The following is a 12,818-nucleotide window of genomic DNA, read 5'->3' on the forward strand; positions in this document are numbered from 1 at the left end:
CGCTGCGCGCGGTGTTCCACAGGCCGTCGTGGCGGCCACCGCGCTGGACGAGACCGGCAGCCGGCCAGCGCGGTCACCCATCCCAGGCCACGGGCACCCCTGGTCGGGGCTGTGTCCTCGATGTGGTGTCGATGCGCTATGCAGCCGGATCGAATCGCGGCTCGGACACGTTGGCGTTCGCCTCGGCGTTGCGCAACCAGGTGGTGAGCACCTGGCAGGCGAGCTCGAGGTTGCCCATCTGGCAGTGCTGATCGGCGTGCTCCGCTCGGGTGAACATGCGCGTCGTGACGCTGCGAGCGCCCGTGAGCGCCTGAGCCTGGGCGCGTGCCAGTGCCGGCGGCTGGAAGGCGTCGTGCTCCCCGCACATCAGCAGGACGTCCTGGCGCACCCGCCCGCTGTCCAGGTGTCCGGCGTTCATGGCCAGGAACCACTCGGCGACATCGGCCGGGTCGTCGCTGTCGAGCATGTAGAGCACCTGGTCGACCACGGCACGCAGGGTCGGCGACAACCGGGAACGGGTGCGCACGCTCCAGCGCATGAAGCGCCGGTACCGCACCATCGTGCGGACCGGGGTCCGCAGCACCGGTGGAAGCCTGTGCAACCAGTCGTAGACCGGCGGCCAGGCCACGACTCCGTGGATGCGGGACTCGCGCCCTGCCGCACGCAGCGCCCAGTACCCGCCCATCGAGATGCCGACCAGAGCGGCCCGGTCGAGCCGGAAGTGGTCCAGCACCGCCGCGACCGGTTTCTCCCAGTCGTGGTCGAAGGTGAGCCCGTGCACCGTCCGCGCGCCACCTTGTCCAGGTCCCTCGAAGGCGATCACGTCGAAGCCGGCGGCAGCGACCCGCTGGCAGACGGGAAAGAACTCCTCGATCAAGGAGTCGAATCCACCGTGCAGCAGCACGGTGCCGCCCGTCGCCGATCCGCCCGCCGGAAGCGCACAGACCGGCAGCGCCGCTCCGGCATAGGGCACCTCGTGGCGGGCGATGTGGGCATCAGCGAACGCGGTGTCGAAGAGCTCGAGATACCGGCGGTAGCGATCCGCCTTCTGCGCCGTCCGCGGCGGCGTGAAGAACTCCGCGATCCGCGCATAACCTGTCGCATGCCGGTACCGGCCCTCAGCGGCAGCCTGGCTCGACAAGGTCGCGAACACGGGAGCGCAGTCGTCCATCGACCCCAGGTGCGCCGCGGCGTCGAACAGCTCCCGGCGGTCGGCGAAGCCCAGTGCATGGGCCCGGTTCAGTTGATAGTTGATGAAGTCCCGTCGGTGAAAACGTTCGAATCCCACCGGCAGAGCAACGAGCTCAGGATTGCCCACACCGCCAGCGTACGCCCGGCGTGGCAGGCGCTCGGAACTCTCTGCGCCCCAGCGTCCCGCCTCACCACGCTGATTTGTTCCGGGCAGGAATGCTCTGCTGAACCGTCGCCCTCACAGGACGCGACCGGTGGCCGGCCGCATGCAGAGCGGAGGGGATGGATTTCTCGTTCACCCCTCGCCCATGGCCCCATCGACTTCAGCGGGGTCGATCCTGAACCGGCGATCCCGCCTAGAACCCAGGACGCCGACGAGGCCACCTCCACCGCAGTGCCGAGCTCGTGAGGGGACCTCTTCACGATGGCCGGCCGAGGGTCAGCTGCTGTCGGTGGTGGTCGTAGTGCCGGGTGCCGTAGTGGTAGATCTCGGCCAGGCTCATCCAGTCGCGGAAGTACGGGTCCCAGGAGACCGGCATGGGCATTCCGCGGGCCAGTGCGGCCGCGGGCTCGGCCTCGAGCTGGGCCTGCAGGACGTCGAGGGTGCGGTCCAACCACCGGAGCAGCCGCGGACCGTGGACCATCCGCGCGGCCCCACGGTCGCTCTGGTAGTCGATGAGGTGGAAGGGACGAGTGCCCGACGACGGCCGGCGCAGCTCCGCCGGCGTCGCCGCGGCTACGAGGGCGTGGAAGTCCGCCCGAACCCGTTCGAGCTCGTCGTGGATCCCCTGGCGGGTGGACGAGGTATCGCTGCTCATCGTGGTCATCCCCTCGTGCGGTGTGCTGGTTGAGACCGGGCCCGGGCTCGACGAGTCCGGCGACGGCGCGTCAACGCAGGTCGAGGAAGGAGCGGAGCTCGGCGAAGGCTTCGGGCACCACGGAGTAGTGGGCCCACTTGCCCCGCTGCTCCCGGGTGAGCAGCCCGGCGTCGACGAGCTTCTTCATGTGGTGGCTCACGGTGGGCTGGCTGATGTCCACCACCGCGGTCAGGTCGCACACGCAGACCGCGCCGCAGCCTTGGGCGGCCACGTGCGAGAGCAGCCGCAGACGAGTGGGGTCGGACAGGGCCTTGAGCCGGCCGGCGATCCGCTGGGCGTCATCGGCGGTCATGGGCCCGCTCGACAGCGAGCAGCACTCCGTGTCCGTGGTGCTGGGGGCGCACTGATCGGCGGCGGCCTGGAGGTCCGGTGCGAGAGTCATCACCCCATCCTACATTGACCAATGTCGATGTGACCCCTAGTGTTTCCGATAGATCGTCGTCGATACGAAGGGCTGCCCCTGATCATGAGCACCACCACCACCGCCCCCGCCACCTCGCAGGGGGTGATGAAGGACCTGTCCTTCCTCGACCGCTGGCTGCCCGCCTGGATCATCGCCGCGATGCTCGCCGGTCTGCTGCTCGGCCGCTTCGTCCCGGGGCTGGACACCGCCCTGGATGCCGTGCGGATCGGGGAAGTGTCCCTTCCGATCGCGATCGGGCTGCTGGTGATGATGTACCCGGTGCTGGCCAAGGTCCGCTACGACGAGACCCACCGCGTGGCCGGCGACCGGCGGTTGATGGGCGCGTCCCTGGTGCTGAACTGGATCGTGGGCCCGGCCCTGATGTTCGCCCTGGCCTGGATCTTCCTCCCCGACCTGCCCGAGTACCGAACCGGGCTGATCATCGTGGGCCTCGCCCGCTGCATCGCCATGGTCCTGATCTGGAACGACCTGGCCTGCGGGGACCGCGAGGCGGCGGCCGTGCTGGTGGCGATCAACTCGGTGTTCCAGGTCATCGCCTTCGGCGCCCTGGGCTGGTTCTACCTCCAGGTCCTTCCGTCCTGGCTGGGCCTGCCCACGACGTCGGCGGAGTTCTCCGTGTGGTCCATCGTCGTCTCCGTGCTCGTGTTCCTCGGGATCCCGCTGGTGGCCGGGTTCCTCACCCGCACCCTCGGCGAGAAGGCCAAGGGCCGCGACTGGTACGAGGGCACGTTCCTGCCCAAGCTCGGCCCCTGGGCTCTGTACGGGTTGTTGTTCACCATCGTGCTGCTCTTCGCCCTGCAGGGGGACGCGATCACCTCGAACCCCTGGGACGTGGTGCGCATCGCCTGGCCGCTGCTGGTCTACTTCTTCCTCATGTTCGGCATCGGCCTGCTCGCCTCCCGCGCCCTGGGCCTGGACTACGCGAAGTCCACGACGGTGGCCTTCACGGCCGCCGGCAACAACTTCGAGCTGGCCATCGCCGTGGCCATCGGCACCTTCGGGGTCACCTCCGGCCAGGCCCTGGCCGGCGTGGTCGGCCCCCTCATCGAGGTCCCTGTGCTGGTGGCTCTGGTCTATGTGTCCCTGTGGGCGGGCCGGAAGCTCTTCCCCGGGGATGCCACCGTCCCCACCCGCTGACCCCGCCACGTCCCGCGAAACCTCTGACCCCGCGAATCTCCAGGAGTATCCGTTGAGCGACACCCGACCCTCCGTCCTGTTCGTCTGCGCCAAGAACGGCGGCAAGTCCCAGATGGCCGCCGCCCTCATGGACAAGCGCGCCGCAGGTGCCGTGGAGGTCCACTCCGCCGGCACCGCACCGGGCACCAAGATCAATGCGCTCTCCGCCGAGGTGATCGCCGAGGTCGGAGCCGACATGTCGACCGGCTTCCCCAAGCCCATCGACACCGAGCTGCTGCGCCGGGTCGACCGGGTCGTGGTCCTGGGTGACGAGGCGAAGGTCGAGCCCGTCGAAGGCATGGCCGGGACCATCGAGACCTGGCACACCGACGAGCCCTCGGAACGCGGCATCGAGGGCGCGGAGCGGATGCGCCTGGTCCGCGACGACATCGACACCCGGGTGCAGCAGCTGCTCACCGAGCTCACCGACGGCAGCCCCTCCTGAGCGCCGCCCCTTCCCCTTCCCTCCCCTTTTTTCGTTGCGACAGAACGGATGATCCGGATGACTGCTGAGACCACCCCCGAGACCACCTCGATGACCCCGGCCGAGACCACGGACAAGCCCTCCGTCCTGTTCGTGTGCGTGCACAACGCGGGCCGCTCCCAGATGGCCGCCGCCTACCTCACCCACCTCTCCGGCGGGCGCATCGAGGTGCGCTCGGCCGGCTCCGCCCCGGCCGACGCGGTGAACCCGGCCGCCGTGCAGGCCATGGCCGAGGAGGGCATCGACATGAGCGCGCAGACCCCGAAGATCCTCACCGACGAGGCGGTGCAGGACTCCGACGTGGTGATCACCATGGGCTGCGGGGACGCCTGCCCGTTCTACCCCGGCAAGCGCTACGAGGACTGGAAGCTGGAGGACCCGGCCGGCCAGGGCGTGGAGGCCGTGCGCCCGATCCGCGATGAGATCAAGGCCCGGATCCAGGCTCTGCTCTCCGAGCTGTTGCCGGCCGAGACCACCAAGCAAGGGCAGGAGCCGTCATGACCACACCCGCCACCGCTCTCGTGGAGGAGGCCACCCATGCCTGACGCCACCACCACCGATACTGCTGTTCTGCCGGTCGTCGTGATCGGGGCCGGGCCCGTGGGCCTGGCCGCCGCCGCGCACCTGCTCGAGCGTGGATTGACCCCCTTGGCTCTGGAGGCCGGCGAGACGATCGGCGCGGCCATCCGACAGTGGGGCCACACCCGCCTGTTCTCCCCGTGGCGCTACGACGTCGACGACGCCGCCGCCCGCCTGCTGGAGACCCACGGCTGGACCGCACCCGACCCCGAGGACCTGCCCACCGGGGCTGAGCTGGTGGAGCGCTACCTGCAACCCCTCGCCGCTCTCCTGGCCGGGCGGATTCGCACCGGCACCCGTGTGGTGGCCGTCTCCCGGGCCGGCATGGACAAGACCCGCACCGGCAACCGGGAGACCACCGCGTTCCTGGTGCGCATCCAGCACACCGACGGTGCCTTGGAGGACCTCGAGGCATCGGCGGTGATCGACGCCTCCGGGACCTGGTCGACGCCGAACCCGCTGGGCCGGGCGGGGCTGCCGGCCCCTGGGGAGGCCGAGGCCATTGCCGCCGGGCGCGTCACCGCGCCGCTGCCCGATGTCACCGGCCGTGACCGGGGGCGCTTCGCCGGCCGCCACGTGCTCGTGGTCGGGGCCGGGCACTCCGCGGCCAACACCCTGCTCGAGCTCGGCGCCCTGGCCGAGCAGGAGCCGGGCACCCGGATCTCCTGGGCCGTGCGCTCCGCTGGTGTCAGCCGGGTCTACGGCGGGGAGGACCGCGACGAACTGGCCGCCCGGGGCGCACTGGGCACCCGGCTGCGCCGGCTCGTGGAATCCGGGGTGATCGACGTGCACACCTCCTTCACCATCACCGGCTTCAGCACGACCGCCGACCGGCTGGCCGTGCGGGCCACCACCCCCTCCGGGGACGAAGAACTCAGCGTGGATCTGCTGGTGCCGGCCACCGGGTTCCGCCCCGACCTGGGAATGCTGGCGGAGCTGCGCCTGGACCTGGACCCGGCCGTCGACGCCCCGCGCCGGCTGGGGCCGCTGATCGACCCGGAGTTCCACTCCTGCGGCTCCGTCACCCCGCACGGGGAGAAGATGCTGGCCCACCCCGAGACCGGGTTCTACATCGTGGGCATGAAGTCCTACGGGCGCGCCCCGACCTTCCTGATGGCCACCGGCTACGAGCAGGTCCGCTCCATCGCTGCCGCCCTGGCCGGGGACCGGGCCGCGGCCGACGACGTGCAGCTCGTGCTGCCGGAGACCGGGGTGTGCTCCACCGACCTGGGCGGCTCCTGCGACCTGCCCGCCCCGAGGTCTGCTGACAACAGCACCGAGGATCAGGGCTGCTGCGCCCCGGCCGTGGCGGAGGTGCCGGCCGATGCCTGCTGCCCCGGGCCCCAGCTGGTCACCATCGGGGCCACGCCGGTCTCTGTCCGCTCGTCTGGCTGCTGATCCACCTACCGCACGGAACCAGGAGTCGCCATGACCGAATCCACCTCCACCTCCCAGCTGGACACCCACGTCCTGTCCCGCACCGCCGCCCACCTGGCCGAGCGCTACGCGGGGATCTTCTCCCCGGAAACGGTTGAGCGCTACGTCTTCGAGTCCTACGCGACGCTCTCGCGCACCGCGCGCGTCCGCACGTACCTGGCGGCCACCGCGGGGCACTTCGCTGATGACCGGCTGCGGGCGCTGGCCCAGTCCCAGGGCAAGATCGACAAGCCGGTGGCCCAGGTGCTGTTCGTGTGCGTGCACAACATCGGCCGCTCCCAGATCGCCGCGACCCTGCTGGCCCACCACGCCGGGAACGGGGTGGAGGTCCGCTCCGCCGGGTCCCTGCCCGGGGCCGAGGTGCACCCGCTGGTGGTCGAGGCCCTCAAGGAGCGCGGGATCGACCTGACGGGGGCCTACCCGAAGCCGTTGACCGACGACGTGGTGCGGGCGGCGGACTACGTGATCACGATGGGCTGCGGGGACGCCTGCCCGGTGTACCCGGGCAAGCGCTACCTGGACTGGGGCATCGCCGACCCCTCCCAGGAGACCTTGGAGGGCGTGCGGGAGATCGTCGAGGCCATCGACACCCGGGTCCAGGCCCTGTGGGACCAGATCCGCAACTGATCACACCACCCACGGGTTCGGCCCCGCCCCGGCCCGTCGGGGCGGGGCCGAACCCGTGGGTGGGCCGAGGCATGGGAGGCTGAACATCATGGGACACCAGGTGGACGTGGTGATCATCGGCGGCGGTCAGGCCGGGCTGGCCGTGGGGTGGTATCTGCGCCGCCGCACGGACCTGTCCTTCGTGATCCTCGACGACCAGGAGACCGCCGGCGGGGCCTGGCGGCACACCTGGGACTCACTGCGGCTGTTCTCCCCCTCCTCGTATTCCTCCCTGCCCGGGAGGCTCATGCCTCCCACCGGGGCGGACAACCCGGATGCGGCCCATGTCATCGACTACCTCACCGACTACGAGACCCGCTACGACCTGCCGGTCCGCCGGCCGGTGCACGTGAGCGCCGTGCACCGTGACGACGAGGGGTTCCGCGTGCAGACCACCACCGGAGACGCCTGGTTCGCCCGGTCGGTGGTCAGTGCGACCGGCACCTGGTCCCAGCCCTTCTGGCCCACCGTCCCCGGCCGACGAGCGTTCACCGGGACCCAGGTGCACAGCGCCCACTACGGTGGCCCCGCCTCCTATGCGGGAAAGCGGGTGGTCGTGGTGGGCGGGGCGAACTCCGGGGCCCAGATCGCCGCCGAGATCGCCGAGGTCGCGGACCTGACCTGGTGCCTCAAGGGCGAGCCGCACTGGTTGCCTGACGAAGTCGACGGCCGGGAGCTCTTCCGCGTGGCCACCGAACGATCCCGGGCCCTGGCCGCCGGGCTCCCGGACCCCGGCGGGGTCGGGGCGCTGGGCAACATCGTCGTGCTGCCCCCGGTCAAGCACGCCCGGGACGCCGGACTGCTGCACCCGGAACCGATGTTCGATCGCTTCACCTCCACCGGGATCGCCTGGGCCGACGGACGGGAACAGCAGGTGGACGCGGTGATCTGGTGCACCGGTTTCCGCCCCGCCCTGCGCCATCTGCGGCCCCTGCACGTGCGCGAGGCCGATGGGACGATCCGCACCGACGGGACCGCCTCGGTACAGGTTCCGGGGCTGTACCTGGTGGGCTACGGGGACTGGACCGGGCCCGGCTCGGCCACCCTCATCGGGGTCGGCCCCACCGCCAAGGCCACCGCCGCAGCCCTCCAACGCCAGCTGGCCACCCCGACGCCCATTCTTCCGACCCGCTGACCCCGGCATGCCCGTCGAGCGACAAGGGCGGGTTCAGGTGCCGACCCGCCGGACGCACCGCACGGTCCGCGGGTGGGGGTGTGCTGGTCATGCGGTGGCCGCCGCGGGGGCGAACAACGTCCCCAGCGCCTCCAGCGCCGCCGCTTGAGCCCTGTAGTACACCCACACTCCACGCTTGTCCCGCTCCAGCAGCCCAGCCTCGCGCAGGACCTTCAGGTGGTGGCTGATCGTGGGCTGGGACAACTCGAACGCCGGCAGCAGGTCGCACACACACGCCTCCCCACCGGGGTGGGCCAGCACCATCGACAGCAGCTGCAACCGCACCGGATCCGCCAAGGCTTTCAACAGCGCAGCGATCTCCTCCGCCCGCTCCCGCCCCAGCGGTTCCCGCGCCAGCGGAGCGCAACAGACCAAAGCAGTGGAGACAGCGACGGAATCGTCACCAGAAATAGACATATATCTATATTGACCTTCCTCGATGCCAGTGGCAACATCAGGATATTGACGGCGATCTATATCCAATGGTGAGTCGTCATCTCAGGAAAGGAATCAGCCATGTCCAGAGTCCAGCTCGCCCTGCGTGTTGCCGACCTCGAGGCCTCCATCGCGTTCTACTCGACACTGTTCAACACCACCCCGGCCAAGCGCCGGCCCGGCTACGCCAACTTCGCCATCCGCGAGCCCGCCCTCAAGCTCGTCCTGCTCGAGGGCGAACCCGGGGAGGACACCCGGATGGACCACCTCGGGGTGGAGGTCGAGTCCACCGAGCTCGTCAACGCCGCCGCAGACCGTCTGGCCGACGCGGGGCTGACCACCCGCCCCGAGGAGGAGACCACCTGCTGCTACGCCGTCCAGGACAAGGTCTGGGTCACCGGCCCCGGTCAGGAACCCTGGGAGGTCTACACCGTCAAAGCCGACGCCCGCCCCGATCTGGAAGGCAAGACCGATCCCGAGCAGTCCGACGTGGCCGGCGACGGCACCTGCTGCACCACCGACGACCGGTCCGCCCCGGCCGACGCCGGCGAGCAGACCACCAAGCAGCCCAGCTGCTGCTGAGATACCCCGGCGGGGTCGAGCCGCCTTCGCCCGAAGGCCGGCCGAGTTCAGCCGACGTGCCAGTGACGGCGAATGAGCTCCTTCCGAGCGGCCTCGTCTTCTGCGAGCTTCCCGACCGGCGTGGCGTCGTCGGCGTCGCGCAAGCCCACGAGCAAGGCGTCGATGAGCACACCGGGGAAGACGCCGTCGGCCTCGAAGATCTCGCGCTCGGCCTCGAGCATGTCGGCCGACTCCGCGCACGAGCGGGGCAAGCGCTCGACGTCGTCGTGGTCGGCGGTGCTGAGCTGCTCCGCCAGCTCCAAGCTCGCGGGATCACTCAGCCCGCGCTTCGCCGCGACGGCCATGCCGGCCAGGAGCAGGTGCACGTCGGCCGAGCCGTCGGCGAGCCGGAGCTCGACGGTCTGCGGGTGCGTGGCGGGTTCGGGGACGGGCTCGGCGCTGTCAGGATTGGCGTGGGCGACCATGCCGGCCAGCACGTCCCCGCCCCACGCCAGTGGCACCCGGACGAGACCGCTGCGGTTCTTCTGACCCCAGCAGATGCTCTCGGGCGACTCCTCACCGTCGGTGAATCGCAGGTAGGACGTGGGGACCGTGTTGCCGAACGCGGTCAGCGCCCTGGCCGCCGAGAGGTAGCCGGCGATCAGCCGACGCCCGGTGTCGTTGATCCCCTTCTTGCCGACGATGGTGCTGACGCCGTTGCGCACCAGCCGGCTGTGGATGTGCAGGCCGTTTCCTGCGCCCTGGTCGCTCACCGAGGGAGCGAAGGTCACCTCGACACCATGGGCGTGGGCGACCTCGCGCACCACCCACTTCGCCAGAACGAGGTTGTCGGCCGCCTGCTCCAAGGGCACGGGTTGGAGCTCGATCTCGTCCTGCACCAGCTGCCGGCCGTCCTCGACGATGTTGCCGACCTCGCCGTGGGCGTACTTCAACGGGACCCCCATGGCGCAGAGGTGACCCAGCACCTGTTCCCGAACCTGCTGGCCCTTCGAGAAGGGCCTCGACTCCTGATAGCCGCGCTCCTCCTCGACGGGATAGATCTGCTCGGGCTCGCCGACGAGGTAGTACTCCAGCTCGCCGAAGGCTTCCAGCGTCATGCCGGTCTCCTGCGTCAGCACCTCGGCCGCGCGGCGCACCACCTGCTCGCGCGCGTAGGACAGCGGCTTGCCGAGCTCGTCGTAGAAGGAGCACAGCACGTCGAGCGAGCACCGCTGGCCGAAGGTGTTGAGGAAGGCCGTGCGGTGACGCGGAACGATGTAGACGTCGCTGTTGTCGGTATCGGTGCCAGCGAAGACACTCGATCCGTCCACACGCTCGCCCCGCGTCAGCACCTCGATGAGGTGGTCGCGCGAATTGATCGGGAAGGCCACGGTTTTCAGACGCCCGTCGCCGCCGACGTAGCGCAGGTTCACCTGGTGCAGCCCCAGCTGTTCGATCGCGCGCACGAGGTCGCCGCCGGTGAAGTCGGCCGAGGGCTTGCCGAGCAGGCGGACGATCGGGTGGGGCTCGAAGGCGTCGATGGCCATGCTCCGTTCTACCAGCGTCAAAGTGCGTTCTACCAGCGTCAGAACGCCAGGGCCCTACCGAGAGCTGCCGGTCCGGTGAAAGGTGCTGGCCACGTGTCGAGCTGGTGACACCCCGGATGTGGCCGGACTGGACTGACTTGACCCAGGGGGCAGCCTGCGGTGGGGCGCGACTCCATGTCCAAAATCTGTGTCTCTGTGTGGCCGCGACGGTCGTGAATGCCCTGCTCCTCGAGACGTCGAGACCGACCCTCTCGTAGGTTCGCGCGGTCTTCAGTCGGCACCTGCCCGCGCCTCGACCACCACTTTGCCGAGCGCGTGGCCGTCGCCGACGTAGGCGAGCGCTTCGGGCACCTGTTCGAGGGGGAACACACGGTCGATGTGAATACGGACATCTCCTGCGATGCATCGGTCGGCCAGAGGCGTGAAGTGCGCCGGACCCGGCTTGACGGCGAGAACCCCCAAGCGCCGACCCGTCATCGTGCCGATCAGTGCGCCTACCGTCACCACTCGCAGCAGGGCGCGCGTCGTCCCGCCGACGATCAGGTAGGTGCCACCGGGGGCGAGCGCACGGCGATACGCGAACACCGACCGCCGGGCGGCGAGGTCGATGATGAGGTCGTACGGACCGGTGCAGGTGAAGTCGTGGGCGCGATAGTCGATGACCTCGGCGGCCCCCAGGGATCGCATGAAGTCGAGCTTGCCGGCGTTGTCCACGCCGGTGACACGGATGCCGGAAGCAGCGGCGAGCTGGAGCGCGAACGCCCCAGTTCCTCCGCCGGCGCCGTTGATCAGCATCCGCTCACGGGGCTTCGCGCGCGCAACTGCTTGCACCGCGATCGCCCCCGACTGCGGCAGTGTCGACGCCTGGGCGAACGACAGTACGGCCGGCTTGAGCGCGAGAGCGTGCGCGGGCGCCACGGCGTACTCCGCGAAACCGCCTTTCAGAGTGAGATTGTCGCCGTAGACATCGTCACCGGGCCGGAACAGCGTGACCCCGGCGCCCACTGCCTCGACCACTCCCGCGATGTCCGAACCGAGCGTGCGGCGGGCGGGTCTGAACAGGCCGCCGAATCGGGCATAGGCGGGCGACCCGTGCAGCCCCTCCCAATCGCTCAGATTGACCGAGGTCGCGATCACCCGCACGAGCACCTGACCTCTTCCCGGTGTCGGCGTCGCGATGTCGTCGAGCCGCAGCACATCGGGCGACCCGTAGCGGTCAGAGACGACCGCTCTCATGCCCGCACGACCATCGTCTCGTAGATCGTGGGCCCCTCGACCATGAGCGACATGGCGCGCGCTCGCGCGTCGAGCTCGCGGTGCAGCGACTCGGCGATGCGCATGCAGCTGCCACCGCCCTGTTCCCAGGGCACAAGTTCGATCTTGAGGTCGACCGAGACGTTCATCCAATGCACGAAGCGCGCGAGCACGATACCTCCTCGGCACCATCAATCCGCGGTCGGCGGAGCCGACACCAGTCGCGCCCGCCGGGGCGCACCATCACGCGCCGTTCGGTGAAGACGTCCGCCCACCTGCTGGCGGACAGCGTACTCGCGCGCCCTTCCGCGCGGAGCTCTCGTCGGCGACCCGACGCTCCAGGCCCTCCAGCAGCAGCTCCAGCCCGTAGTCGAACTCGTCCGCGAACGCGTAGACGCCGTTGCCCAGCAGCTCGGCGCGCGAGCGCGCAATGTGCGGATACAGCTCCGCCGACGCCGCGACCTTGTTGGCGAACGCTTCCTCGGCGCCGTCCCCCGGTTCGAACGGCAGGCTCGTCCAGGTCAGCGCGAACCCGTACACGTAGGCGTCGATCGCGGAGAACGCGTGTGTCGCCAGCGCGGCGCTGAAGCCCTCGGACATCAGCACGCCGAGGAGACGGTCGTGGTGCTGCAGCAGCGCTGGGCCGGGGTTGGGACGCGATTCCATCATCCCGAGCGCCCACGGATGAGCGGTGAGCACCGACCGTGCCGATCGCGCCCGGCCGGTCAGCGCCTCCCGCCAGGTAGCGCCGACCTGGGGCAGTTCGATTCTCTGGAACACCCAGTCGGCGAGGTCGTCGAGCAGCGCCTCCTTGCTGGGGACGTGATGGTAGAGCGACATCGCCTCGACGCCGAGCGCCTTCGCGACGCTGCGCATGCTCACGGCGGCGACGCCCGCGCGGTCGGCGACTGCGGCGGCGGCGTCGATGATCCTCTCCCTGCTCAGTGGTGTGCGTCGCGTCATTTTCTCATCCTTGCGCACTTACACCCGTAAGTCTACGTTGGTGATCACC

The 12,818-nt window shown here is 69.9% G+C and carries 15 protein-coding genes; 7 read left to right on the forward strand and 8 right to left on the reverse strand.

Going from position 1 to position 12,818, the window contains the following annotated elements; translation table 11 throughout:
- Positions 1–136 precede the first annotated feature (136 nt).
- The 3 genes from RCG67_RS07400 to RCG67_RS07410 form a co-directional block, all read right to left on the reverse strand.
- Positions 137–1,318 carry an alpha/beta hydrolase gene (locus RCG67_RS07400; RefSeq protein WP_368825516.1) on the reverse strand — a complete coding sequence of 394 codons (1,182 nt, stop codon included), beginning with the start codon at positions 1,316–1,318 and terminating at the stop codon, positions 137–139.
- A gap of 292 nt (positions 1,319–1,610) precedes the next feature.
- On the reverse strand, positions 1,611–2,009 hold the full coding sequence (locus RCG67_RS07405; protein WP_368825517.1) for a DinB family protein: 399 nt from the start codon (positions 2,007–2,009) through the stop codon (positions 1,611–1,613).
- A 70-nt stretch (positions 2,010–2,079) separates the two neighbouring features.
- Positions 2,080–2,451 carry an ArsR/SmtB family transcription factor gene (locus RCG67_RS07410; RefSeq protein WP_368825519.1) on the reverse strand — a complete coding sequence of 124 codons (372 nt, stop codon included), beginning with the start codon at positions 2,449–2,451 and terminating at the stop codon, positions 2,080–2,082.
- A gap of 84 nt (positions 2,452–2,535) precedes the next feature.
- Between RCG67_RS07410 and arsB the strand changes: the two genes are divergently transcribed.
- From arsB to RCG67_RS07440, 6 genes are all read left to right on the forward strand, one after another.
- Entirely contained in the window at positions 2,536–3,630 is a 1,095-nt protein-coding gene (arsB, locus tag RCG67_RS07415) for an ACR3 family arsenite efflux transporter (RefSeq protein ID WP_368825520.1), read from the forward strand.
- 52 nt (positions 3,631–3,682) lie between these two features.
- Entirely contained in the window at positions 3,683–4,114 is a 432-nt protein-coding gene (locus tag RCG67_RS07420) for an arsenate-mycothiol transferase ArsC (protein WP_368825521.1), read from the forward strand.
- 57 nt (positions 4,115–4,171) lie between these two features.
- Positions 4,172–4,654, forward strand: coding sequence for an arsenate reductase ArsC (locus tag RCG67_RS07425; RefSeq protein ID WP_368825523.1), 483 nt, complete (start codon positions 4,172–4,174; stop codon positions 4,652–4,654).
- 36 nt (positions 4,655–4,690) lie between these two features.
- Positions 4,691–6,130, forward strand: a complete 1,440-nt coding sequence (locus RCG67_RS07430) for an NAD(P)-binding domain-containing protein (protein WP_368825524.1) — start codon at positions 4,691–4,693, stop codon at positions 6,128–6,130.
- Between the two features lie 30 nt (positions 6,131–6,160).
- On the forward strand, positions 6,161–6,796 hold the full coding sequence (locus RCG67_RS07435; RefSeq protein ID WP_368825525.1) for an arsenate reductase ArsC: 636 nt from the start codon (positions 6,161–6,163) through the stop codon (positions 6,794–6,796).
- 88 nt (positions 6,797–6,884) lie between these two features.
- Positions 6,885–7,970, forward strand: a complete 1,086-nt coding sequence (locus tag RCG67_RS07440) for an ArsO family NAD(P)H-dependent flavin-containing monooxygenase (RefSeq protein WP_368825527.1) — start codon at positions 6,885–6,887, stop codon at positions 7,968–7,970.
- A gap of 87 nt (positions 7,971–8,057) precedes the next feature.
- Here the strand turns inward: RCG67_RS07440 and RCG67_RS07445 are convergent, their stop codons facing one another.
- Positions 8,058–8,426: a metalloregulator ArsR/SmtB family transcription factor gene (locus RCG67_RS07445; protein WP_368825528.1), complete on the reverse strand. Its 369-nt coding sequence runs from the start codon at positions 8,424–8,426 to the stop codon at positions 8,058–8,060.
- A 99-nt stretch (positions 8,427–8,525) separates the two neighbouring features.
- Here RCG67_RS07445 and RCG67_RS07450 point away from each other — a divergent pair, with 99 nt between their 5' ends.
- Positions 8,526–9,026: an ArsI/CadI family heavy metal resistance metalloenzyme gene (locus tag RCG67_RS07450; protein ID WP_368825529.1), complete on the forward strand. Its 501-nt coding sequence runs from the start codon at positions 8,526–8,528 to the stop codon at positions 9,024–9,026.
- A gap of 47 nt (positions 9,027–9,073) precedes the next feature.
- Here the strand turns inward: RCG67_RS07450 and RCG67_RS07455 are convergent, their stop codons facing one another.
- The 4 genes from RCG67_RS07455 to RCG67_RS07470 form a co-directional block, all read right to left on the reverse strand.
- Positions 9,074–10,552, reverse strand: coding sequence for a glutamine synthetase beta-grasp domain-containing protein (locus tag RCG67_RS07455; RefSeq protein WP_368825530.1), 1,479 nt, complete (start codon positions 10,550–10,552; stop codon positions 9,074–9,076).
- A 270-nt stretch (positions 10,553–10,822) separates the two neighbouring features.
- Positions 10,823–11,788 (reverse strand): NAD(P)-dependent alcohol dehydrogenase, encoded by a 966-nt coding sequence (locus tag RCG67_RS07460; RefSeq protein WP_368825531.1) that lies wholly within the window; start codon positions 11,786–11,788, stop codon positions 10,823–10,825.
- The gene (locus tag RCG67_RS07465) at positions 11,785–11,979 is read right to left on the reverse strand and encodes a hypothetical protein (protein WP_368825532.1); all 195 of its coding nucleotides are present in this window, start codon (positions 11,977–11,979) and stop codon (positions 11,785–11,787) included. Before RCG67_RS07465 ends, RCG67_RS07460 begins: the two co-directional genes overlap by 4 nt.
- Positions 11,980–12,049: 70 nt before the next feature.
- Entirely contained in the window at positions 12,050–12,769 is a 720-nt protein-coding gene (locus RCG67_RS07470; RefSeq protein WP_368825533.1) for a TetR/AcrR family transcriptional regulator C-terminal domain-containing protein, read from the reverse strand.
- Positions 12,770–12,818 lie beyond the last annotated feature (49 nt).

The organism is Kocuria cellulosilytica (assembly GCF_040981245.1).
In the GTDB taxonomy this organism is placed as follows: domain Bacteria; phylum Actinomycetota; class Actinomycetes; order Actinomycetales; family Micrococcaceae; genus Kocuria; species Kocuria cellulosilytica.

Coding starts and splice junctions, on each gene's coding strand:
- RCG67_RS07405 (WP_368825517.1), bottom strand. CDS start 2,009: ATGAGCAGCGATACCTCGTCCACCCGCCAGGGGATCCACGACGAGCTC.
- RCG67_RS07410 (WP_368825519.1), bottom strand. CDS start 2,451: ATGACTCTCGCACCGGACCTCCAGGCCGCCGCCGATCAGTGCGCCCCC.
- arsB (WP_368825520.1), top strand. CDS start 2,536: ATGAGCACCACCACCACCGCCCCCGCCACCTCGCAGGGGGTGATGAAG.
- RCG67_RS07425 (WP_368825523.1), top strand. CDS start 4,172: ATGACTGCTGAGACCACCCCCGAGACCACCTCGATGACCCCGGCCGAG.
- RCG67_RS07430 (WP_368825524.1), top strand. CDS start 4,691: ATGCCTGACGCCACCACCACCGATACTGCTGTTCTGCCGGTCGTCGTG.
- RCG67_RS07435 (WP_368825525.1), top strand. CDS start 6,161: ATGACCGAATCCACCTCCACCTCCCAGCTGGACACCCACGTCCTGTCC.
- RCG67_RS07440 (WP_368825527.1), top strand. CDS start 6,885: ATGGGACACCAGGTGGACGTGGTGATCATCGGCGGCGGTCAGGCCGGG.
- RCG67_RS07445 (WP_368825528.1), bottom strand. CDS start 8,426: ATGTCTATTTCTGGTGACGATTCCGTCGCTGTCTCCACTGCTTTGGTC.
- RCG67_RS07450 (WP_368825529.1), top strand. CDS start 8,526: ATGTCCAGAGTCCAGCTCGCCCTGCGTGTTGCCGACCTCGAGGCCTCC.
- RCG67_RS07455 (WP_368825530.1), bottom strand. CDS start 10,552: ATGGCCATCGACGCCTTCGAGCCCCACCCGATCGTCCGCCTGCTCGGC.
- RCG67_RS07460 (WP_368825531.1), bottom strand. CDS start 11,788: ATGAGAGCGGTCGTCTCTGACCGCTACGGGTCGCCCGATGTGCTGCGG.
- RCG67_RS07470 (WP_368825533.1), bottom strand. CDS start 12,769: ATGACGCGACGCACACCACTGAGCAGGGAGAGGATCATCGACGCCGCC.